The 22,018-nt window shown below is 58.6% G+C and carries 16 protein-coding genes; 5 read left to right on the top strand and 11 right to left on the bottom strand.

The features are described 5' to 3' along the window. Window positions 1-991: 991 nt before the first annotated feature. The 4 genes from JST30_07760 to JST30_07775 form a co-directional block, all read right to left on the bottom strand. The gene (locus tag JST30_07760; protein MBS1714218.1) at window positions 992-1,816 is read right to left on the bottom strand and encodes an RHS repeat-associated core domain-containing protein; all 825 of its coding nucleotides are present in this window, start codon (window positions 1,814-1,816) and stop codon (window positions 992-994) included. Window position 1,817: 1 nt separating this feature from the next. Further along, window positions 1,818-5,099 (bottom strand): RHS repeat protein, encoded by a 3,282-nt coding sequence (locus tag JST30_07765; GenBank protein ID MBS1714219.1) that lies wholly within the window; start codon window positions 5,097-5,099, stop codon window positions 1,818-1,820. Window positions 5,100-5,420: 321 nt separating this feature from the next. Further along, entirely contained in the window at window positions 5,421-5,786 is a 366-nt protein-coding gene (locus JST30_07770; protein MBS1714220.1) for an iron-sulfur cluster assembly scaffold protein, read from the bottom strand. After that, window positions 5,779-8,943, bottom strand: coding sequence for a glycosyltransferase (locus JST30_07775; GenBank protein MBS1714221.1), 3,165 nt, complete (start codon window positions 8,941-8,943; stop codon window positions 5,779-5,781). Before JST30_07775 ends, JST30_07770 begins: the two co-directional genes overlap by 8 nt. Before the next feature lie 1,220 nt (window positions 8,944-10,163). On the opposite strand from JST30_07775, the gene JST30_07780 reads away from it, so the two are divergent. Both JST30_07780 and JST30_07785 read left to right on the top strand, forming a co-directional pair. Then, window positions 10,164-10,328, top strand: coding sequence for a hypothetical protein (locus JST30_07780; GenBank protein ID MBS1714222.1), 165 nt, complete (start codon window positions 10,164-10,166; stop codon window positions 10,326-10,328). A 347-nt stretch (window positions 10,329-10,675) separates the two neighbouring features. Then, window positions 10,676-11,113: a hypothetical protein gene (locus JST30_07785; GenBank protein MBS1714223.1), complete on the top strand. Its 438-nt coding sequence runs from the start codon at window positions 10,676-10,678 to the stop codon at window positions 11,111-11,113. Between the two features lie 260 nt (window positions 11,114-11,373). Here the strand turns inward: JST30_07785 and JST30_07790 are convergent, their stop codons facing one another. From JST30_07790 to JST30_07815, 6 genes are all read right to left on the bottom strand, one after another. Further along, window positions 11,374-12,408: a hypothetical protein gene (locus JST30_07790; GenBank protein MBS1714224.1), complete on the bottom strand. Its 1,035-nt coding sequence runs from the start codon at window positions 12,406-12,408 to the stop codon at window positions 11,374-11,376. Window positions 12,409-12,451: 43 nt separating this feature from the next. Further along, on the bottom strand, window positions 12,452-12,874 hold the full coding sequence (locus JST30_07795; protein ID MBS1714225.1) for a hypothetical protein: 423 nt from the start codon (window positions 12,872-12,874) through the stop codon (window positions 12,452-12,454). Window positions 12,875-13,144: 270 nt separating this feature from the next. After that, the gene (rpsP, locus tag JST30_07800) at window positions 13,145-13,336 is read right to left on the bottom strand and encodes a 30S ribosomal protein S16 (GenBank protein ID MBS1714226.1); all 192 of its coding nucleotides are present in this window, start codon (window positions 13,334-13,336) and stop codon (window positions 13,145-13,147) included. 1,979 nt (window positions 13,337-15,315) lie between these two features. Then, a complete protein-coding gene (locus tag JST30_07805) occupies window positions 15,316-16,629 on the bottom strand; it encodes an RHS repeat-associated core domain-containing protein (GenBank protein MBS1714227.1) in 1,314 nt (437 codons plus the stop codon). A gap of 430 nt (window positions 16,630-17,059) precedes the next feature. Continuing rightward, complete coding sequence (locus JST30_07810; GenBank protein ID MBS1714228.1) at window positions 17,060-17,644, bottom strand: hypothetical protein; 585 nt, start codon at window positions 17,642-17,644, stop codon at window positions 17,060-17,062. A gap of 24 nt (window positions 17,645-17,668) precedes the next feature. Then, a complete protein-coding gene (locus JST30_07815) occupies window positions 17,669-18,415 on the bottom strand; it encodes a hypothetical protein (protein MBS1714229.1) in 747 nt (248 codons plus the stop codon). 578 nt (window positions 18,416-18,993) lie between these two features. Between JST30_07815 and JST30_07820 the strand changes: the two genes are divergently transcribed. From JST30_07820 to JST30_07830, 3 genes are read left to right on the top strand one after another with little or no spacing between them, the layout of a single operon-like run. Further along, window positions 18,994-19,818: a phytanoyl-CoA dioxygenase family protein gene (locus JST30_07820; GenBank protein ID MBS1714230.1), complete on the top strand. Its 825-nt coding sequence runs from the start codon at window positions 18,994-18,996 to the stop codon at window positions 19,816-19,818. A gap of 41 nt (window positions 19,819-19,859) precedes the next feature. Next, window positions 19,860-20,360, top strand: a complete 501-nt coding sequence (locus tag JST30_07825; protein MBS1714231.1) for a DUF4339 domain-containing protein — start codon at window positions 19,860-19,862, stop codon at window positions 20,358-20,360. A gap of 32 nt (window positions 20,361-20,392) precedes the next feature. Beyond that, window positions 20,393-21,298, top strand: coding sequence for a DMT family transporter (locus JST30_07830; GenBank protein ID MBS1714232.1), 906 nt, complete (start codon window positions 20,393-20,395; stop codon window positions 21,296-21,298). A 154-nt stretch (window positions 21,299-21,452) separates the two neighbouring features. Here the strand turns inward: JST30_07830 and JST30_07835 are convergent, their stop codons facing one another. Next, window positions 21,453-21,734, bottom strand: coding sequence for an HNH endonuclease (locus tag JST30_07835; GenBank protein MBS1714233.1), 282 nt, complete (start codon window positions 21,732-21,734; stop codon window positions 21,453-21,455). Window positions 21,735-22,018 lie beyond the last annotated feature (284 nt).

Genomic DNA, 22,018 nt, shown 5'->3' on the forward strand with positions numbered 1-22,018 from the left:
CGGTCTTGAATCTACGGCCGTGCCAATTGGTTCGCCAATCCACATGCCCAGCATCGGCCAGTGTCGGCTCGGCCCAGACGTAAAGCCTGACTCCCGTGGTAGTAGTAGCCCAGTGTCCAGAGATTTTGAAGAGCGAGCTACTGGAACCATGCTCGTCCTGCCTCTTCATACGGCAATAAGCCGTTGGTGGCCTTGGTCGTCATCGCGTCATGCTGGGTGACGGCGGAGCACAGGGTGTCGTGGCGGTAGAGCCGCTCAGTCTCGCTACAGTCCCGTGGTGGGCCACGCCGTTCACCATAGTGTATCGGGCCGTAGCCACTCTGTAATATGCTCAAGTCAATCGCTCCCGGGTCGGAAATGAGTGCGCCAATCTGTTTTCAAAGTCATGCCCGTCCGCTCGAATCCGAAACGAGCACCGTCTAGTTTCGACACGACCGTTAGGCTTGGAACGATGCAGTCATTACAGAGAAGCGGCCATCCGCTTAAACTCTCGGAACGCGCTAAGATATGTCAAAGGTTCATGGCGCGCATAAAATCGAAAGTAAATACTTAGCGCACGATGTTTTCGATGATCAAACTCCCTTAATAGTGTAGCGAGACTAGCCCATTCCGAGGCTGTCCGAGCCATCAATCCAATCATAAAGGGGTCTAGCCCGATACTTTCTGGATCACTCCCTCCTGCCAGGAAAACCGGTGCAAAGTAAGCAAATGCTCTCGGGCTCAGTCGAGTAGGTTCAATTGAATACATGTCGTCAAGCGAAATGAGGTTTCTAGGTGTAGCCAGAAGCCAGCTTATTTTTCCCCTCAATTGCCAATCTCGCGGATTACGGAATAGGTCTGCCGCTGTCAACGGTGCAACCGAATTTTGGAAAGCGCTTTCAACCACAAGTCTTACCCTGAGAATGTCGTGGGAAAGATCCATTACTTTGCAGAGAGTGCACAGACAGAGGCGGAGAAGCAGGCGTCACACATTATATTCTATATATACTATTCATCGGCCAAAGGTAAGTAGCGGCCCAAAAATGGGCCATGTCCATGGGGGAGGAGGTGGAATGCGGACACCAGGCCCTGGAAGGATCAGGCACTTCACGAGTGCAATTAGAAAGCACTTACGGACACCGTTCCTAAGACTGCGGAGCTTTTCTCCGTGTGTCCACTCCCAGGGCCAGTGGCACAAACGCGACACTATCAGTTGCGCCAGGTAACATAGTACCATGAGAAAGAGTTTCTTGAGTAACGTAGAGCAATGATCTGTACCTTTGCAGGCTAGCCCCACCTTGCAAATGGTTTGAGTGATCATGTTGACCCAAGCGCACATCCAGCAGTAAGCTAGAACCATCACTACTATTGCCGTAACGATGGCGAAGGCTGCGGCTAAGGCAGCGCCAACCGCTCCTCCAAAAAGACCACCAAGTCCACCAAGCACCGGTAGCGGAATCACTATGGAAAGGCCCGAAGGATCGCTATTCTTGATCGGGTGATTTTCCGCATAATTGTACGCAGCCTCGTCTGGCCACAGCGGGTCTACGGTCATCCACCGCCCCTGCACGGGCCTGTATTGCCTGGCCCGGACGTAGAGTCTGGCACCGTCGTCGTAGTAGCCGAAAGTGCCGACATACTTGAAGCGGGAGCTGCCGGAGCCAGTGTTGGAGCGGATCTCTCCATACGGCCAGTAGTCGTAGGTGGCCCGAGTGGTGGTCGCGTCCTGAAGGGCGGCTGTCGAGCCGAGCGTGTCGGGCCGGTAGAGCCGCTCTGTGCCGTTTCGGTCCTCGTGGAGGACCACCCCGTTCACAACCGTGTACCTGGTGGTGGCCAACTCAGTCCTTTTCCATCAGGTAGTCGCTACCGTCCCAGATCATGGTGGTCAGTTTGGCCCCGAGCCCACTTTGGACCAGCGACCTCCGAAGGCCGTCGGCCGAATAGGTGTAGGTCGAGAACGGTGGAGCGACGTTGGCGAGCTCTTCAATGGTCAGTCTGTCCTCGTCGTCGTACGTCCAGTTCGTCACCTGTCCGTTTCTATCCTCGCGGGTCTGGTTTCCGTTGTCGTCATATGTGTACGTGACCAACGTCGGGCCGTCCTGCAGGGTCGTCACCCTGTTGGCCACATCGAAGCTGTAGGTCATCGGCTGCAGGCCCTGGTGCCACTTCAGCGTCAAGTTGCCGCGCGTGTCGTATCCGAAGGTGGCCGTACCGCCCGAAACGGACTGTCCCGTCAAACGGTACGCGTCGTCCATCGTGTAGTTGGTCGCAATACCGTCTTTTGCCGAAGCGGTCTTATTGCCTGCTCCGTCCCACGTGTCGACGATGGTCATGACGAAGGCACCGGCGGGGTTCTTTTCGGTCAGAGTCGTCAACCGTGAAGCCGCGTCGTACTCCCAGCGCCGCTGCCAGCCTTGATCCATCAGAAGGGTGGTCAGCCTCGAAGCCGCATCGTACTGCTGCGTAAAGATCCGTCCGTTCGGGTTACGGATTTCCGATATCCTGTTCAATGCATCGAAGGCGTACGTCATGACCCCGCCGTCCGGATCGATGAGGGTCGTGCGGTTACCCACGGCATCATATTTCCGTTGGAGCCTGTAACCGACCTGGGTCTCATCGATCACCTCGCTTCGCTTCGAGTATGCGAAAGTCGTCGCGCCGGTCCAATCGACAAGGGTCGTGCGTCGCGACAACGCGTCGTACTGCATCGTGGCCCGTTGTCCGTTCGCATAGTGGAGCGAGACCGTACGGTCCAGGGCGTCATAAGTGAGCGATTTGATCCTTCCCCTGGCGTTCATGACCGTGACGGGCCGGCCCTTACGGTCGTACGAGGTCGTCGTCGTCAAGCCGAGCTGATTGCCTAACGTATGGCGCCATCCTTCGGGCGTGTAGCCGATCGTAGTGCGCGCGCCGGCCGGATCGATGATAGCGGTCTGTTGACCGGCGAGGTCGTATTCGTAAGACGTCGTGTTGCCGTTCGCGTCCGTCACCGCGGACAGACGGTTCGAGGACGTACCATAGGCGTTCGTCGTAATCTTGCCGTTCGCGTCACAGACGGTGACGACATTGCTGACCTGGTCGAAGGAGTACGTCGCCCGGTTTCCGAGCGGATCGATCGAGGACCGAACACGTCCGACGGCATCGAAGACCGTCTGGGAAAGGCAGCCTGTCTGATCGGTGCTTTGAACTTGCCGGTTGCGTGCGTCGTAGCCGAACGTCGTGGTGCCGTTCAACGCATCCGTGACGGTCGTGACGTTGTTGCGCGTGTCGTATTCGGTAGACGTGCTATGCCCCAGCGCGTCGGTCACTGCGGCCCGACGGCCCGCCGCATCGAACGCGTAGACCATCGTGAAGCCGAGCTGGTCCTGCACCGTGGTGAGCCGACTGGCGGCGTCGTACTCGTAGACCATCGTGAACCCTAACGCGTCGGTCACCGTTGTCACGTTCCCGAGGACGTCGTACTCGTACGTGGTCCTATCACCGAGAGCGTTAATGACCAAGGTGCGGTTCCCATACCGGCCGTAGGCGTAGGTCGTGCGGTTCCCTAGTGGATCGACTTCCGCCGTCAACATGCATTGGTCGTACACGTAGTTCCACACCGGTGCGTCCGCACCGACCGTATAGGGTCCGATTCTCGCGGTCACGTTGTCAGAAAGGTCATATTGGAAACAGGTCACCCGCCCGAGAGGATCCGTGGTCTGCAGCAGGCGGTTCAATGGATCGTACAGGTTCGTAACGACCCCACCGTCGCTGTGTTGAATGCTGACAACGTTGCCCAGAGAGTCATAGTTCAAGGTCGTGACCAGGCCTCTTGCGTCCTTCATGGTCCGCATCAAGCCCTGTGCAGTGTACGAATATGTGGTCCGCTGACCTAACGGATCGATCGCTGCCAAAAGCCTCCGTTTGTTCGCCAGCGTTGAGACATCGGAGTAGACGGACGTCCAGACGTTATTGAGGGCGTCGACGACGGTCGTTAAGTTCAGGAACGCGTCGTACTTGTACGTTGTGATGTTGCCTAGAGCGTCCGTTTCCGACAGGACCAGTCCCACGCTGTTGTTCGTGAACGCCTTGTGCACGCCCATCGGCCTATTCGAAGACGCGAGCCAGCCGTTTCCATCGTACGTCGATGTCTCGACGACTCCATCTGGCGACGTCACCGTGGACACGCGACCGTCGGCGTCGAAGACATACGTGGTCTTTCCTCCCAGTGGCGACGTGATGACTGTCCGCTTCTGCGCCTCGTTGTACTCGTAGCTCCAGAAAGGAGATTCTGGCGTAGTACCCAAGATCATGCTCACGACGCGCCTGTCTGCATTGAACACATAGGACGTGACGAAGCCTCTTGGATCCTCTATGCTGTTCAGAATGGACACCGTGTCGTTCGTTACCGTCGTGTAACCGTAGCGGGTCACACAGCCCGACGGGACGACCATGGTGGTGAGGTTCCGGTTCGAGTCGTATTGGAACGTCCAGTGCCGACCGCCCCAATCGTCGATGCCGCTCAGAAGCGAGGTCGGAGATCCGGTGGAATAAGCGAAACTCAGTAGCGCTCCGCCGGGGACAGCGATGCTGTCCAGGTACGGGAATCCTCCGATCGCCGAATAGCTGTACGTATGCCTGTTGCCGTAAGTGTCCTCCACCCTTGACAGACTATAAGTGGTCGTGGCTACCTTCGGAGCGTAGACCGCCTTTATGCCGTCCGGGTAGTGCTCGGTGAACTCGTCAGAACCTGAACTGTACGTGAGCGTGGTGTACGACATCTGGTTCGCAGCCGAGTAGTTTCCGGCGTCCAACTCGAATACAGATACGTCCTGATTGCCCCGCACCACTTTCGCATAAGTCGTACCGTTGTTCGTGTAGCTGACGATGGATTGGAACACGTTGGCCGACCGTGCCTTTCCCACCGGGCCGTCCAAATCGCTGGCAGAGTCGTAATAGAGGCTCACATCGACCCCGAACCCCCGGGCCTTCAGCCTCAATTCGGGGTCGACGACTAGCCTTCCCGTTGCGGGATCAGGCGTAGGCCGATAAGGATGCGCTCTTTCACGTGCGGTCGTACCGACATAGGCCGGCAAACCTGTCTCTGGGTTCCACGTCTCTGGGCCGAACTCTCGTGCCATGGCTCTCATCCTTAGTCTAACGGCGCGCACGGGTTGGTAGGGCCAGGCGAGTTCGAGGTCGGGAGAGCCGGCACTTGTGGGCACGATGCACTTGGAAGGCGGGGGCTGTTGAAAGTCGCGCAAGTTCCTGATGCCCCGTTTGCACACGATCCGCAGTCACCAGGTTGGCCGTTTCCAGGCACTCCGCCATTGCCGCCGTTCCCTCCTCCCGGGCCGCCATACCCTCCTCCCGACCCGCCCGGGCCGCCACCCCCGCCGAACTCAGGAGGCCATTGGAAACAGGACCAACAGAACCAGGGGGGCATCGCCATCAGAATCCCTCTAAGCTTCGTCGGGTGTGCGATCCGCCATGCTTTGGAATGCACTTAAGGCCAATTGGGCCAGATCGCGTTTACCTTCGGGAACTTCTCTAACCAATACTACCAAGTCCCTGGCTGTAAGTTCATTAGAGAACGCTAATGTTCGCCCTGCCATGAGGCGGCAGAGCAGTTCGCAAAAAGCCCGCGCGTGCGGACAGCTGTAGGTTTGGAACCGGCACTCTTCGATTGTCCCCTCCCGCTCGCGCAGCGTGAACTTGACGTACGGCCCTTCGCCCGGAGTCCCCAGCTGGCCCCGATGCGTCGGGCGTTCGACGGCACCCTCGTGTCTTGGCATGCCCGAAAGCGACATGACCGTGGCACTAAGCAAGACCGTCTTCCTCCGCTAACCCCAGGGTGACGTTAACGCGGCGGACGTGCTGCCTGGTCTGGTCGTGAAACGGATTGAGCCTGTGCGCGACAAGCAGGTGCTCCCTTGCGCCTCTTGGATCGCCTGCCAGCATGCGGCTGACGCCGATCATGAAGGCTGCCTCCGGCTCTCCGGCAGCCTCGAGTTCTCGAAGGACATGGACCGCTCGCGAATTCTGCCCGGCGTCAAAGCAGGCCCTTGCAAGGCACAAGCGAGGTTCCAGCGCCGTCGGGCAAGTTCGCGCGATGTTCTCGAAGAGGCGTTGCCGTTCCATTGGCCCACCTTGTGCTTCGGCGAACCTGGCAGCATGGCTACAGTAGAGCTTGCCGAGCCCATCGATTTTATTGAGGTGATCCAGACACAATTGAGCAGTGCTCCAGTCTCTAACTTCCATCGCTATCGTGAAGAGCTCCTCGGCGCTAGGCGCGTAGTCGCTCGAGGACGAAAGTGCCTTGAGATAGTGCTCTTTGGCCTCAGTCCGGCGTCCAAGTGCGTTGAGGACCCCTGCGAGGTTATGGTGCGTCTTGAAGCCCTTGATACCGATATCAAAGCTGTTGAAGCACGAGCTGACGTCGGCATCCAGTGCCGCGGAATAGTGATGCACGGCCTCTTGTAGGTTTCCGCAGCGACTGTGAAGCAGGGCTCTCTGAAAGTGGAGTTCCGGATCTGTCCCGACGGCCCTCAGTCCTTCTTCAAGCGTCCAGGCGCTTTCGGCACTCAGCCCGAGTTCGCGTTGGCTCACTGCGAGCAGTACGTACGCCTTTCTCAGGTGGCTCTCGCCCGGTTCTGCCGCCTCGATGCTCTTCTTGAGCCACCTGCAAGCTTTCTTGTGCTGGGTGTTGAAGTGGGCCGTCATTCCAAGATTGAAGAGAACGAACGGATGGTTCGGCCGCTCTGTTAGGTCTAGCCAAAGAAGCGCACGGTCGCGCGCCCTCTTTTTGGCCTGCCCTTCCGGGCTCGTGTCGTAGCCGGAATGGAGTACGACTGCGTATAGCCTACTGATCATGCCACCGCCTGACCGAAGGCTCTGCAGGACTTGTTCGTGGATGCGTCCTTCGAATCGGACGTTCGGACCCCTCCGGAAGAGCTTGACATGGTCGACCCTCGTTCCTGCGTCCTTGCCGTCCGTCACGAACTGGACGGGTATGACGAAGCCGGAAACATCGGCAGGAGCGCTCATCGCCGCGTCAAGAATAGCTTCACCAGTTTTCATCGGTAAGGTGTCGTCCGCATCCATCCAAAAGATCCAGCTTCCCTTAGCGTACGAGAGCGAGCGGTTCCGGGCGTCGGAGAAACTGTTCTCCCAAGGGTGTTCATAGACCTTTGCCCCGAACGATCGCGCGATCTCCTGCGTACCGTCCGTGGAGCCAGTGTCGACCACGATGATCTCTTTGAAAAACGGTTCGGCGCTTCGCAGGCAGTCTCCAATGACCCTTGCTTCATCCTTGACGATCATGCAAAGGCTGATGTCTGCAAGCTGCGCCGCAGACCGAAACGAAGCAAGAAGGACCTCTGGTCGCCTGCTCTCGTCGAAGACGGTGCGCTCAGAGGACAGGCCCGGCAGGACGTTGACGAAGCCGCACTCGGTGTCGATCCGCCACTTGTCCAAGTACCGGGCCTCGTTCTGGCGCAACAGCAAGTTTCCGTCCACGCCCAACCGGAACATGCTCGCCGATCCGCGGTGATGGACGAACGCCCGCTCTGATATTGACAGTCTGTATCCCGCTCGACGCATCCTGTAGCAGAGGTCGTTGTCCTCAAAGAACCCAAGCCCGAACGATTCGTCGAAGGGGCCGACCTCTTCGAACACAGAGCGCTTCACGGCCAAACAGAAGCCGACCAGCATGTCCACGTCCCTTGCCCGTTTCGCGGTTGCGGCCAAATCCTCCGCGAACAGCTCGATGGTCTCCAGGCTCGTGTACGTCGGATCGATCTGCTGGTTGTGCCCCACGTTGTTACTGACAGGGCCGGTTGCAGCCACCGAACCGCTCGACATGAGGTCCTTGATCATTTCCCTGATACCGGGTCGGGTCACGATCGTATCGCTATTGAGAAAGAGGAGGACGTTTCCCGTCGCCGCGTTCGCCGCCTGGTTACTCGCCCGAGCAAAACCCAAATTCTGTTCGTTTTCGATCAAGTGGACCCAGTCGCGCTGTCTCACCAACGCGTTCGACCCGTCAGGAGAGGCATTGTCGACGACAATGGTCTCGTGCAGAAGGTCCCTGCAAGACTCCAAACTGTCGAGGCAACGCACTATGTCGTCTTCACCGCCGCAAAGAGGAATGCACACCGAGACCTTCGGGTCCGTATCCGCCCTTCCTTCGGATCCCGTGAAGAAAGACTGGAGCGCCGTTCGAGGCAAATCCCATTCCTTGTCCATGCACGGTTCCAGGACCGCCGGGCAACGGATTCTCTCCGTGAACAGGTAGCACTCAGGGTGGGTCGGATGGAGGTTCCTCACCGTGTGGTCAGTCTTCCAAGCCTGCCACTTCTTCGTCCACCAGCCGGACACGACCTCGTCTCGGTGCGACCAGGTCTCCAGCTTTCGTAGGATACGTTCGTCAGGGCCGCAATACGACAGGTGGTGGAGCGACCCGATCCCGGCGCCCAAGCGCACTCGACGCTTCCCAGAGTAATTCCGAATGTGATGGTGTTCGGCGGCGTCAGCTCGTACCATCAGGACCGGCGTCAAGCTCTCGGGCGGCCGTATGGCGTACTCCGGGGACCTCCAGTACGTCTGCATCTCAACTTCGACAACATCGGCCAGGTTTGCCTTCGCAACGGCCGAAAGCGCTTTACCAAGGGACGGTTCGACGATCTCGTCTCCATCGACGGTCAGGAGAAACGTCACGCCTCGCCGACGGGCTTCGCCCAAAGCATAGGAGCGGTGCAGCGATTCGCTTGACCAATCGCCCTCACAGACTTCGGCACCCGCACTGTGCGCGATTTCGGCACATCGTGCCCAGTCGCCCGGCTCGGCATGCCACGGAACACGGCTTACGAACACCATCACGGGTCCAAGCTGCTTGACCGACGCGATGCTGTCGGCAAGATAGTACCAGTCGTCGTGGACGCAGTACGCGGTCGCGATCGAGGATCCCGGTTTGTCCCTTGTCACGACTTGTATTCTACAGAAGTAATGCCATCGACTGCTCCCGGACCTGAAAGGCTCACGGTGACCTTTGAGACGAAATGTTGGGAGGAAGACTGGCAGCGACTTCTCGCTCCCGGAGTGCTCGCAGAGCGTATAGGGCGGTTGGCCCGACCGTTCGACGAACGCGTCCTGTTCGTGAACAACGTTCGGGACCCTAAGCAGGTGTCCAGGATCGCTGACCGTTTGGTCTCACAAGAGGTACTGACCAAGTACTACTTCGTGTCAGACGTCATCGACGAAGCCCTTGACCGTTTCCGACTCAGGCCAAGCGATCTCGGCGATGGCTATTGGTATTCAAGCGCCGAGTTATCGGGGCTCCACCTTTGCGATACACGGGCGTTGCTCCATTTTTCGAGCGACACTGCAATGGCCCACGTTCACGACTGGGTCACACCGGGCCTGGACCGGCTTGATAAACGCGTCTCCGTCGTTTGTCCGGTTTGGAACGGACGGTTGTTGGAAGCACGTGTCGAGTCCACGTCACAGGTCGGCCCGTACCTTCTTGGCGCGGGATTTTCGGATCAGTGCTATCTTGTAATGAAAGAGCCGTGGCTAACCGCCAATTTTAGCCTTGATCACCCGCATGGCGAGAGATACCCTTCCTATGGTGGTCCATTGTTCGAGCGGAGAGCCGACGCTTGGCTTCGTCATAGCGGTCTTGTCCGAGCCGTGGACACCAGAGCAACGTACATCCATCCGGCTTAATATCGAAAGTTTACGAGTACATGTTGTGCATTAAGGCGATCCAAAGCTAGCGATAGGGTCTCTGCCGTCAGGATGTTTGAAGGCGGAGCATGCCTGACCATTTGGGACGTCCCTTTCTCCTCGAGCTGCAAGAGCTATCCGAGCCGCAAGTCGGACATTCGGATCATCAATGCAGACTCGACGCTTTCCCATAGTGTGACTTCATCGCGATCTAAATGCAGTCAGTCAAAAGCTGAGGCAGTGCCACAAATCCAATAGTGTGCGCCAAGAAGGGGCAAGGACTGGTTAGATAATATGCGAAAGCGAGGCAACTCCTCAAGGCGGGTTCATTAACTGCCATGATTTTGACGTAAGAGTCCCTTAAGAATTCATCAGCATAGACGAGGTAGTTGCAGAGACTATTCCACGTCCACCAGACGCATTCGTAAGAATTCTACTGGAAACCCAACTTAAGGTGCAGATCCAATTGGAATGTCTAGATGAAGAAGGCGAATTTGGCGCTCGCCGCCGCCTCAACGAACCGTCCGGAACGGATACCTTCCTGCCCCGGACCTCACGCCTATCGGACGCCTGGCCGGATGCGCGAGCGATTGCGCACGATCATCGCCGCTTCGCAACTGCCCAGCTTCGCTCTCTACGAATGACAGGCGGCTTTCCGGTGCCGGTTCCTTCCATCCTCGCCTCTCGGTCGAGGCGACACTTTCGCTGCCCAAAAGGCCGACGTTTAGAAAGAGCAAGCAATCTGCCCTAGATTCGTCACCCACCCATCCGCAGGATCAATTTGAAATTCGATTCCGCTTTGGTTTGGTCCACGTGGCACGAAGAACCATGGGCATTCGCCGTGACCTCATCGATGCTTCAGCTCTGCGAGTACCAAGAGAGCCGTCGAAAACAGCTTGAACTGCGACCAATCACCTGAGGACTCGTAGCTACTCAAACATATCGTTCCCATACGGTGTCCACGTAGAAACATACATGGTAACATCTCATAGTGCTGAACGAAACGGAACTGAAAAGCGTGGGCTCATGGCTTCATGAGCACTACGAGTATGACGAAACTGGACGAGACGCCGTACCGCTGGATGACGACGTTCGTGTTGGGATAGAGGAATTCATTGCAGAACTACCCAAATGTGGTGACATGCAATCTCTTGAAAGGGATGTCGACAGCTTTGTTTCAAGCGAAGAAGTTACGCCCCTCGTGCAGAAAGCAGTAGCAGCGCCAGACTCTGACAAGCAGGATGCGACACTGGCAACAATGACTGTTGCCGCCGCCCTCTGGTACATTGCTCAGACCCTCCTGAAGATTGATTATGAGACAGATTCTCTCACGAAAAGCCGGAAGCTAAAAGTTCGTGTGCGAAAAGGCAAAGCATCTCCTGAATCACTCGGCAATTGTCTCAAGTGGATACTGAACCTCAAACAATGAGTTCAGCTCGAGTATCTCGCTTTTTATCGTCAATGCTCCCGCCCAGCTGAATCGGATGCCCCTTCGGACTGAAGTATACATTGTACAAGTTGTCATGAGCCAACTGCAGTTTATCGTCAGTTGCAGACACGACCATGGCAAGTGCTTCCTAAAAGGTATTACCCTCAACCCAAGCAATAGGCGCGATGGCCTCAAGCATCCTAAGGCTTGCCGATAGTGAGACCGCTGTCATCGCTGCGAGGACAATGCTTGCCCCAATTCTAAGAAAGGCTGTTGTAAGATCGATTGCATGTTTGTCTTCCATCCCTGCGTTCGCCTCCGGCTCCACAGACAAACAGAATTACCGCTGGTGAGTTGGTCAGCCCGTTTTCACCCGTATCATTGATCTTGCGCGCGATGTCCAATCGTGCATCGACCACATGATTGTGATGCATCTCAAATCCAGAACTCTGTTGATCAGAGCCAAGATATGTGCCATGGCTAGCAACTATGACTGCATTGCAGTCAGAGTGCGGAGAGTTGCTGAGTGCCTTCAGAAAAGATGACTTGCGAAATAATGGCACGACAGTAACTTCGTGATCTGCGGAATCTTGTGCTACGTCCATTAGTTTCGCTGCAACAGCTGACGAGGAAAGAGCAGGCTTCTGAGTGCCCGTTGTACTGCCAACACTAACAATTACCTTACCGACGATTGACTTACTTTCTGCTCGGCCAAACACACGGGGGTCGTCATCTCTAACAGGCTCCATGTTCTTTATGTAAGCGATTGGACGAACAAGGCCCAGAAGTAATTGCGCACAGTCTGTTGCCGTCTCGATGTTTACGTCGCTTCGAGGAATGTCACTTGCCATTAAGAGGTGCCAGGGTATTGGTACGCCCCGCCTGTGTACATTGAGTGCATGTGAAAGGGAGTAATGAGTGGTAGGACGCGCCCATGAGAAGTATGTTGCTCGCAAATCTGGTATTCTACGGTCTCGAAGAACGGACAAAAAGGTATTTGTAAGCGCAATTGAACTGTGTATTGCTTCGGATAGTTTTAAAAGGCAGTTCTGATGCAGTTCGTGACCCCGAAGCAACTGGCCATACATGTCCGCGTACTCTGACCATGCTTTGAGCGCGAAGTCAGAGTCGTCCAGCAACTGTCTCAGGTTGTCTGCATTGATATCTTCGAAGTTTGAAAGATGCTCGCCCGGAACAAAGGTGTCACCAAAAATCGTAAATGAACAGCTACCATTGAGAGAACGGTTAAATGTAACCGCAGCGTTCGCACTTATATGTTGCATGCACAGTCCCATGACAGGGGCAATCTGGGACTAAATGCCTAGCTCAGGTGGCCAACTACAGGTGCTCCGAGTTTTGTAATCTTACCTGCATTTGACGGAACCGCTCAGACGAGGGGTCAAATGAAATGGCAATGTCCTCGCGCTTGACACATTCCCCATCAAAAGCGTCAATGAGCTGGAAGCTAACCGTGACCGCGTCGCCTGTGGAAGGCGTAACTTGGGGACGAAGGATGGTAGCATCGCGCTCTATTTCGGAGTTGTATCCGACAGAGGTTACAAAGACGACGGGCTGCGCGATGTCTGAGAAGTCCGAGAAAAGAGAAGTGACATCAACGCTCACATGCAGTTGAGCGCCCTTCAATTCCACCTTGGCGACATCCGTGTCAGCCTTCATTACAGGTTGAGACGACGGAGCGCCGAAAAAGGCCGCTTCGCTGGCGTCCCTTCCAATCCAATTGCTCCCCCTGCTGACCTTCATGGGCTTCGGACTCCGCTCCTTGCCTGGCCGCTGGGCACGAGTGACTTGTTCCCTGGGCTCCGCAGTCCAGAGCTCCGTAGGAATACTGGAGTCCTGTTCAATGTCAAGACGGCGCCCCGGAGCCAACGGCCTGGTGATCCGAGTTCCGAGACCTTGCTTCAAGGCACGTGCCTGAATTTTTCGGACGCCGGGACTTTGACCTCGAATCGCTGAATATGACTCCAGCACCCCATCTGTCCAAAGTAATCTCAGCGTGGTGGCGTCATTCGGCTATGCTCCAACAAGCAACCAATATAGGGCCCGTTCAGATTCTAGCGTGAGAAATTGTTTCTTTGAAACGGGGTCGTAGGTGCCAATACACTCGATTGTTCGTCCTTTCTGCCTCTTGCGCTCATCTGCCACGACAATTCGGTAGAAGGGACGGTGCTTTCGGCCCTGTCTTTCTAGCCTGATCTTTACCACTCTTTACTACATACCTCTGCAGCAGTCAGGGGGCTTGCGCCTCGCTCACTGCCAGCAAGAAAATTGGGAGCACTACGATAGCACAAATCCGTCTTAGTATGGGGACGGTTCAGAGTAGTCGCCGCCGCCCCGACGAACGTCAGGAGGGATATATTCCCGCCCCGGAATTCACGTCAGTCTGACGCCTGGCAGGATGCACGAGCGATTGCGCACGATCATCGCCGCTGCGCAACTGCCCCGCTTCGCTCTTTACGGCTGACAGGCGGCCTTCTGGGCCCGGTTCCTTCCATCCTCTCCTCTCGGTTGAGGCGACATCTTCGCTGGCCGTTGCACGCCCCGAAGTTTTTGGGTAGCCTGTTTCGGAAGTCCTGCTATGTAGGCGGACAGCTGGTCTGAACACTTCCGAAAAAACTTCCGAAGTTCTGGTGCGTGTCCTTGCGTTATGAGTTTGAAACGCGAGGTTCAAACGGGACGAAATACCCGCCAAAATTGCCCCGAGCAGGAATTTCGTAAACAGCAGGTCACCAGTTCGAATCTGGTCATCGGCTCCAGAGTTTTGAACTTAAGTAGTTAGAGTTCCAAACCAAATCAATCCGTTGAATTCGATTTTGACAGTGTAGTTGACAGTTCTCGGCGTAGTCTTCTGCTCCTCTGAGGGGTCTTGGCAGGCGAGCCCGACAGGTCACTCGGCGGCAGGTAGGTCTTCAAATTCAGTAAGGTGGTCGGCTCGATCCCTGGCTCGCCTTCAGGCTCCTCGGTCACCTGGCGAGGCCGACACCGATGCCCCCGCCCCTGCCCCTTCTCGCGAGGGGATGCGGCCCCGCAAATTTTGAGAAGCTGGAAAACTTCATTAGGGAGCGGCCGTCCGTGGGCCTGGAGTCGGTGCGGACGACCGAATTTGTCGACCCCCCACCGGGAGCAGTCAGGGGCAAGGCCGTTCGTACGATCCTCAAGTCCGCCTCCAAGAGACGTCCGAACTTTCCGGCACCCCCGGGGGCAGGGGCAAAAGTGGGACGGGGGTCGATTTGCAGTAAGCCTCTCAGATTTTTCTGCCCTTTCCGAGAACCTTGGGCCGGACGTAGGGCGAGGAAGAGTGCGTAACCGGCTGATATCGATCGAGCGCACACACGCAGAAGCCCATGTTCCTTAAGAACCATGACAAGGTCGTACGAACCGTCGGCCTTGTCCTGGCCGCCCAAGCGAGACCACCCTTAGTCCTGCCACCCGCCAAGGTGGGGCTCGATCCCCGTCTGCCTTGAAGGTCCGCTCCGTACACGACGAAGGGCCCTCGGCAGGACGCTTGCAGTAGGCTGTCCTTCCTGACGGGCCCGTAATCGTGCCACCCCGGAGGAGGTCACCCATCGTCGGGACACCCTGCCGCGACAAACGGGCCACACGGAAGGGAGGTCACCCTTCGTCGAGCGACCTGTGGGGCCACGCGCTGAGACGACACGCACTCGGTCGTCCCCTAGTCCTTACGGACACATGGGTGCAAACGGGCACGACTCATCCCGTTTCACCCATGCCACCCGCCGTGGCCCAAGTAACCAGCCCTTGAACGGCTGGGGGGGAGTCTAAGGGCAGGCCATCCAGGTGGCCGTCACCCATGGTCTTGCCACCAGCCGTGCTAGTGAAGTTCAATCAACAGAACGCTGTCATCCTTGATCCGCCTAGCGAGATCCTTACCGCGGTAATTAATCATTGTCGAAGACCCCGATTTCTCGACTGTGCATGAAAACTCTCCGTACTGTCCGCCTAAATACTCGCGAGTCCAAATACTGCCTTCAGGTGCTACCGTGAAGCGCTGGCCGCTCTCTCTAAGCGTGAGCGTTTGCGGCGTACTTGCATAGTTAACGAAAAGCACGTTATGCACCTTCGAGCAACCGCATGCCGCGAGGCATGCCGCAGAAACAACAACAATCCGAGCGAAACTGAATGCTATGCGGGCGTGTTTGACTATAGCTTGACGGTTTATACACTCACCTAAGCAGAGGCACCACCGGGATAATCGGGTATGCTGGCCCTGACATCGGATCACGGTATGGATAACCAGCAGCATTGTATGCATCGATTTCCATTGGCGCATTGTCATGCGACAAAGTGCTGACGTACCCTATGATCGTCATGGGCAAATAGGCAGCCCCGTAGCAGTTCTCTTGCTCGATATGCCAGTGCTCGTGCTTACGCCATCTTGAACTCTTAAGGTACAATTCATAGTCCTCTTCGTCGTGGATTCTGGTGTATCCACTTATCGTCATGGCGTTGCCCTTAAGGTTAATCCGTGAGAACAGGTCAGCGTCGTGATCAACGCCTACATATACCATGTATCCTTCGGGATCTCTCCGCCATGGATCGATCCAAATCCACTCGATGTCCCAGGACTTGCCTCTTCCAGGTTTACCTTGCAAGACCCAGCGCAATCCCTCCGGATCCGCGGCCCCTATCGGGTTCCCATCGCAGTACCCGTACAGGTTCGCCCCGCCCTCGTAGCCGATCGGGTCGCGGTTCAGCCACCGCCCCTGACCCGGATCCACATACCGCTGCCCGCAGAGGTAGAGGCCCGTCTCCGAGTCGTAGTAGTAGCCCCAGCGCCCGTTCCAGCGCCAGCAGTCTGCACCGATGTACTGCGGCACGTTCACGTATTGCCCGTAGCACTCGTACATCGAGGAGTTGTCGAGCGTGCCGTCTGCCTTTAGGCGGTGCACCACCGAGCCTTGCTGGTCGAACTGGTAATAGCGCCAAGAAGACCCGCCCCATCGTGCCACGAGCCCGTCGGGGGCGAAGACGTTGATGGCGGTGACGGTGCCGCTCGCGTCCGTCTCCAACACCGGCTTGCCGCCGTCGTAATAGAAGTACTTGGCCGTCGAAGTCGGCGTCCCGCCGCCCTGTGGGACGCTGGTCGCGCTGTCCTTCCACGCCCTGAGGCCGTCCGACCGGGTGCCGTACCAGCGGTACGCGCCTGTGCTTGAAACCGTCTTTAGGCGCGCCTCCTCGTCCCAGGTCATCGTTGCCCCGGCATAGGCCGTCGGGCTGCCGTTGCCGTCGAAGGCGAAGCCCGTCGCGCTGCGCTGGTTGTCAGCGTTGAAAATCAGCGCGTCGTCACGGTACGTCGTCGGATTGCCTGCGCCGTTTTGCGAGCCATCTTCTCGTACGGCCTGCGCGCTAAGGGCAGGCGCCTCCGAGGAGGCGCCGCCCGCATCGGACGAGGCGTCCGCTCCAGTCGCTCCGAGACAGAGCGCTGCGGCGAGGGCCGTTAAGCACGCGGTCAGGGCGCGGAATCGTCTCGCGGCCACGAGCGTGGTTCTACCACCTTCTCACCCTCCTCTCGCGTGCGATGCGACAGACCCGTGAGAGTCCGTGCCGGACACGACGAAGGGCTCGCCAGTGGCGGCTGTCGAGAGCCGGTCCGAAGAGGCGAGCCCGTCATCGTGCCACCCGTCGAGAGGCCACCCATCGTCGGGCCACCCAGCCGAGAACCTTGGGCCGGACGTAGGGCGAGGAAGAGCGTGTATCCGGCCGATATCTATCGAGCGCACACGCCTGGGAGCCCTTATTCCTGCGGAACCAGGACAAAGCCGCACGATCATCGCCCTTGTCCTGGCCACCCAAGCGAGAGGTCAGCCTTAGTTCTGCCATCCGCCGTGTCAGAGCGCGCGAGAAGCAGGCCACCAGGATGAGGCACCCTTCGTCTTGCTATGCATCGCAGTATATTCAGCCGCCCGGCTACAGGAGGTCGCGAACGGGCCGCGGAGGCCCCGCAGACGGAGCCTCAAGATCGTACCAGTCGGGCTTGAAATCCCAGTCTCCCTGCGCTTCCTTAAAGCTTCTAAGCCTTCGAAGGAGGATCTCGGCCGCGACCTCTCCATACAGGGTTGCCTTCGGATATCTGAGTATTTCTACCGCTGTAGCAGGTCGAAGAAAGGAGTCTACGTGAGCCCCCTCCTTTTCGTATGGCACGAGCCGGCACAATATGTGCTCCTCACCCAGGCTCCTTCTGAGGGGGGTAGAATTGACCACCATCGGCACTGGTTCGTCCAGGATCGGGTTCGAACTATCAGAACCCAACCGCATCCACTTTTCCTGGTCGATCGCCCGGGGGATCGTCCGGATTACAAAGTCTGGCTCTTTCCGGACGATAAGCGGCCAATCGTCCACGGCCTCGTTGGGCCGAATCAGCCTAAACCGCCCTATTAGCTGACGCGAACCTCTCGGAAACGCGAACCAGACGAACATCACCGCATGGTGGCCCGGGCCGGTCTCGATGAGGAAGACGTCGCCGGGCCCAAACCTTTGCTTCTTGGTCCTCATGTCATGTCACCTAGGCAACTCTAGCTACTTTAGGTAATCGGCATACCTTGTGGAGCCGCCTCGTATACCGTTGATTTTGTTCACATTTCCAGGTGCGCCAAGTCCTTTTATGTTGGCGTCTCGGCCCTCTAGGAAGAACTGATCCCAATACCGTTGTTCTGCATAGTCGTCCGTTTCCCGAAGTTTCTCAAAACTCCAGCCTCCACGAACCGGATCTTCCTCCCAATGTTTAGACCGCATAAGGAAGTTCTTGGTACGACCGACATAATGTTCGCCTGTTTCCAAGTTCCTCAACAAATACACTCCTCCCCTCGTGGCGTCGGAAGCACTGTCGACTGCCTCAGTGCCGTGCTTCACTAGTTTAGCGCCCCGGGCGACCCAACTCCCTGGAGCATATGGAATGACGGTCGCCGCAATGCTCCAACCTAGCCCGAGCCACTTCCATCCGTTTCCAGGATCCTGGACAATGTCACCGATATCCATGGCGATGCCCGCGATGTCGGCAATCGTTTCGATAGGCAAGAGCCCGCTCGGGTCGGCCGAGTTCACCGGGTCGCCGAGGCAGTAGGCGTACCAGTTCGGCCCGTCGTACGCAGGATCCCGTGTGAGGAACCGCCCCGTGCTCGGGTCGTAGTAGCGGTGCCCCACGTGCTGGAGTCCGGTGTCCTCCTCGCCGTAGCCGAAGAAGCCGCCGAAGCCCGAGGCCCCCTTCCACGTGCCTGAACTGCCGACGACCGCCCCGAACGCGTCGTAACTCCGCGATGCCGCCACTGTTTGGCCGGAACCGCTCTGTGCGTCCTATAGACTTCAGCCCGCCGTGGAGATAGGTGGTCGTCGACGAGCGGCGCTCGCTGACTCCAGGCGTGTACGAGGCATTGTCGTCGGCGAGGACGGGCGAGAGCACCGACGTGCCCGCGCGGAGATAGTCGAGCGTCGTCGAACCGTCGCCCACCGCCACCCTGGCACGCGACCGTTGTAGCCGAAGGTGCGAGTGCCGAAGCCGCCCGTCATCGTGACGAGGCGGTCGTCGTCGTCGTACTGGGGCGCGCCGCTTGGTCGCTCCATCTCGGTCAGTCGGCCGGCCAAGTCGGTCATGGTGGTGGAATCGCCGTCATTGTCGTATATCAGGTTCGTGTCCGTCCCGCTCAGGTCTACGACCTTCTTGCCCCGCCCCGCCCCATTGTAGATATAAAGAACAGGTCACCAGTTCGAATCTGGTCATCGGCTCCAGGAATTCATCGCTCCTCGTCCGCCTCTTGGACGTGAAACGCCGGTCTTTGTCCCGCACTTCCTTAAGGCCTCGTGTCTCCTGGGAGTCCACACCTCGGCAATAATGAACTCGGAAGACGATGGACGCCGTGGACGTACGCAAGCAATGGGACGACGAAGGTTACGTCCTCGTCAAAGGGCTCTTCTCGGTCGCGGAGACCGACCAGATCCGGGACCACTTCATGGAGTGGAACGCAAGCGACCGGAAAGAAGACTTCGACAGGATCGACCCGACGGGCCAAGACCCTCTCGCCCAGTTCCCCAGGATCATCCATCCGCACCGGAAAGACCGGATCAGCCTCGACTTCCTGCTCGATGAGAGGATCAAGACGGCCTTAGCCACGTTCCTCGACGAGGAGCCCTTCGCCGCTCAGACGATGTTCTACTTCAAGCCGCCCGGAGCCCGAGGACAGGCGTTGCACCAAGACCAGCACTACCTGAGGGCCGAACCTGGCACGTGCGTCGCAGCGTGGCTCGCGGTGGACGCCTGCGACGACGACAACGGGTGCATGCAGGTCGTCCCGAGGTCGCACAGACTCCCCTTGCTGTGCCACGTCCCCGCCGATACGGAACGGAGCTTCACGAGCCAGACCATCCCTGTCCCCGAAGGCTATGAACCGGTCTCGGCCGTCATGGAGGCGGGCGACGTCTTGTTCTTCCACGGCAACCTGATCCACGGCAGCGGCCCGAACGCGTCCGACACGAGGTTTCGCAGGGCGCTCATCGCCCACTATGTGACGGGCGACGCGGAACAGGCCTCGCACTTCTACCATCCCCTGCTCCGGTTCGACGGCACCGTCGTGGACTTGGCCGATTCGCCGGAAGGGGGCCAGTGCGGGGTGGTGACCGAAGCCGGGATCGAGATGGTCGCGTCCCATATGCCTGGGCCCTCTGCACCACATTAGGGGACTCTTATCGTAGGAAGGTCGGATGGAGTCCGCCTTTCATGAATGAACGGTTCGAGTGGTACTACCTAGGGTCGTCCGGCCAGATGGGGCCGATGAGCGAAGAGCAGCTCTTGGAACTGGCCGATAGCGCCGTCCTGACACGGGACACGATGGTCTGGAAAGTCGGGATGGAGGCGTGGACGGCGGCCGGTTCGGTCCCACGATTGGCCGAACGGCTACGTCCGGTCTGGACGCCTCCTCCACCGCCGCAGAACGTGCCAGGACACGGGGCGCCCCCCGGTCCCGGGCGGAGCCGCACGTGCCCCGTCGACGGCACGGCCCTCCGCCGCGTCCAACGGACCGGGATCGACATCGACACGTGCCCGGCGTGCCGGGGTGTCTGGCTCGATCACGGAGAACTGGAGAAACTGATCGACCGGGAAGACGACGGCTACGGGCGGAGCCGGGACGACGACGACGACGACGGTTGGAAGACCGGACGTCGCGACGGCAAAAGAAAGAAAAACCTCTTCGGCGAGGTGTTCGACATCTTCGACTGAGAGGAGTCCCGCGGCGGGTAAACCCGGCACTCATGAGCCGTGAGGCCCCGGGTTCCCGTGTCGGCCTGCTGACGGGCGTCGCGCTGTGCTCCTTCGCGGCGAACTCGCTCCTGTGCCGTTCGGCGCTCAGGGGCGGCACGATCGATCCGGCGACGTTCACCGTCGTCCGGCTCGTCGCCGGATCGGTCCTCCTCACCGTGTTCGCGGGCCGCGCCACGTGGAAGCACGGCGACTGGGCCTCGGCGGCCTTCCTGGGGATCTATGCCGCCGCTTTTTCCTTTGCCTACCTCGGCCTCTCTGCGGGAACCGGGGCCCTCTTGCTGTTCGGCGCCGTCCAAGCGACGATGTTGGGCGTCGGAATGGTCCGGAGCGAGCGTCCCGTGCCACGGGAGTGGGCCGGGCTCGCGGTCGGTTTGGGCGGCCTCGTTTGGCTTTTGTTTCCGGGCCTGACCGCCCCGCCTCTCGGTCCCGCGTTTCTCATGGTCCTCGCAGGCGTGGCGTGGGGTGTCTACACGTTGAGAGGCCGTCGGTCGACGGACGCCGTCGCGACCACGGCCGGAAATTTCGTCCGGGCCGCGCTCCTTTCCTTACCGTTACTCGCGGTTCCCGGCGCGTCCCTTCACGGCACGGCTTCCGGACTTTCCTTGGCCGCAACGTCAGGAGCCGTGACGTCGGGCCTTGGGTACGTCGCGTGGTACGCGGCCCTCCGCCGACTGTCGGGCCCAAGGGCGGCCATCGTTCAACTGAGCGTCCCGGTGCTGGCCGGACTCGCCGGAGTCCTCTTCCTTCAGGAGTCGATGACCGTACGTCTCGCCGTGGCGACCGTTCTTGTCGTCGGTGGCGTCGCGCTCGCTCTGACGGCCGGCGGTTCCCAGCCCGGAGTCAAGAAACAGGATCCCGTCGGAACCGAAGATCCGGGACAAGTCGGCATAGACTGAGCGCGGAGAGATCCGTGCGAGATGTCACGTCGCGCCCGTTCGCCGTCTTGAGCCCAACCGCCGTCGCCGGACGGGCCAGACCCACCTTGGCTCCCTCACCTGGACCGGCTCACGGCCATAGGTATGAGCTTTATGGCGGATCCGCCGTCAGGGATCAGAACCCGGCGTACGCTCCCATGTCCGGCGGCGTCAGCGCCTCCATGTCGGCCTGATGGGCGCAATCGGGACAGAGCACTTCGCAGTTCGAGAGGTCGTCCTCTCCGTGCAGCGGGTGCTCTTTGATGTGATGGAACGTCGCCGTCGTCATTTTGAGCCTGGACTGGCAACGGGTCATGTAGTGGAGGGAGCAGCCGGAGCGCTTGCACTCGCACCGCCCACCGCTCCGCTCGAGCGCGGCTTTCTTCGTGGTCTCGGAGAACATCGTGCGGGACGGCAAGTCTTTCGCTTGCGACCGTTCGGCACGGTCCGCACTCCGGACGCCGGACGGTCCAGCGTCAGGTTCACTGTATCACGTCGGTCTCTGAAGTGATCGTCGGCGGGACGAACGCCCGACACGTGTCGTCGGAAACGTCGACGAGGTTCGAAACGTCTCATCGAAGAGCCGATCCCTGAAGAAGTCCTGCGTCTGCAAAACTCCGGACACTCTCGCCCCGTCGCGACCGTACATTCCCTTGTGACTTTCGGTCGGCGCACTGAACAATGTCCGACAGCGGACGTCAC

The organism is Armatimonadota bacterium, assembly GCA_018268395.1.
In the GTDB taxonomy this organism is placed as follows: Bacteria; Armatimonadota; Fimbriimonadia; order Fimbriimonadales; family Fimbriimonadaceae; genus JAEURO01.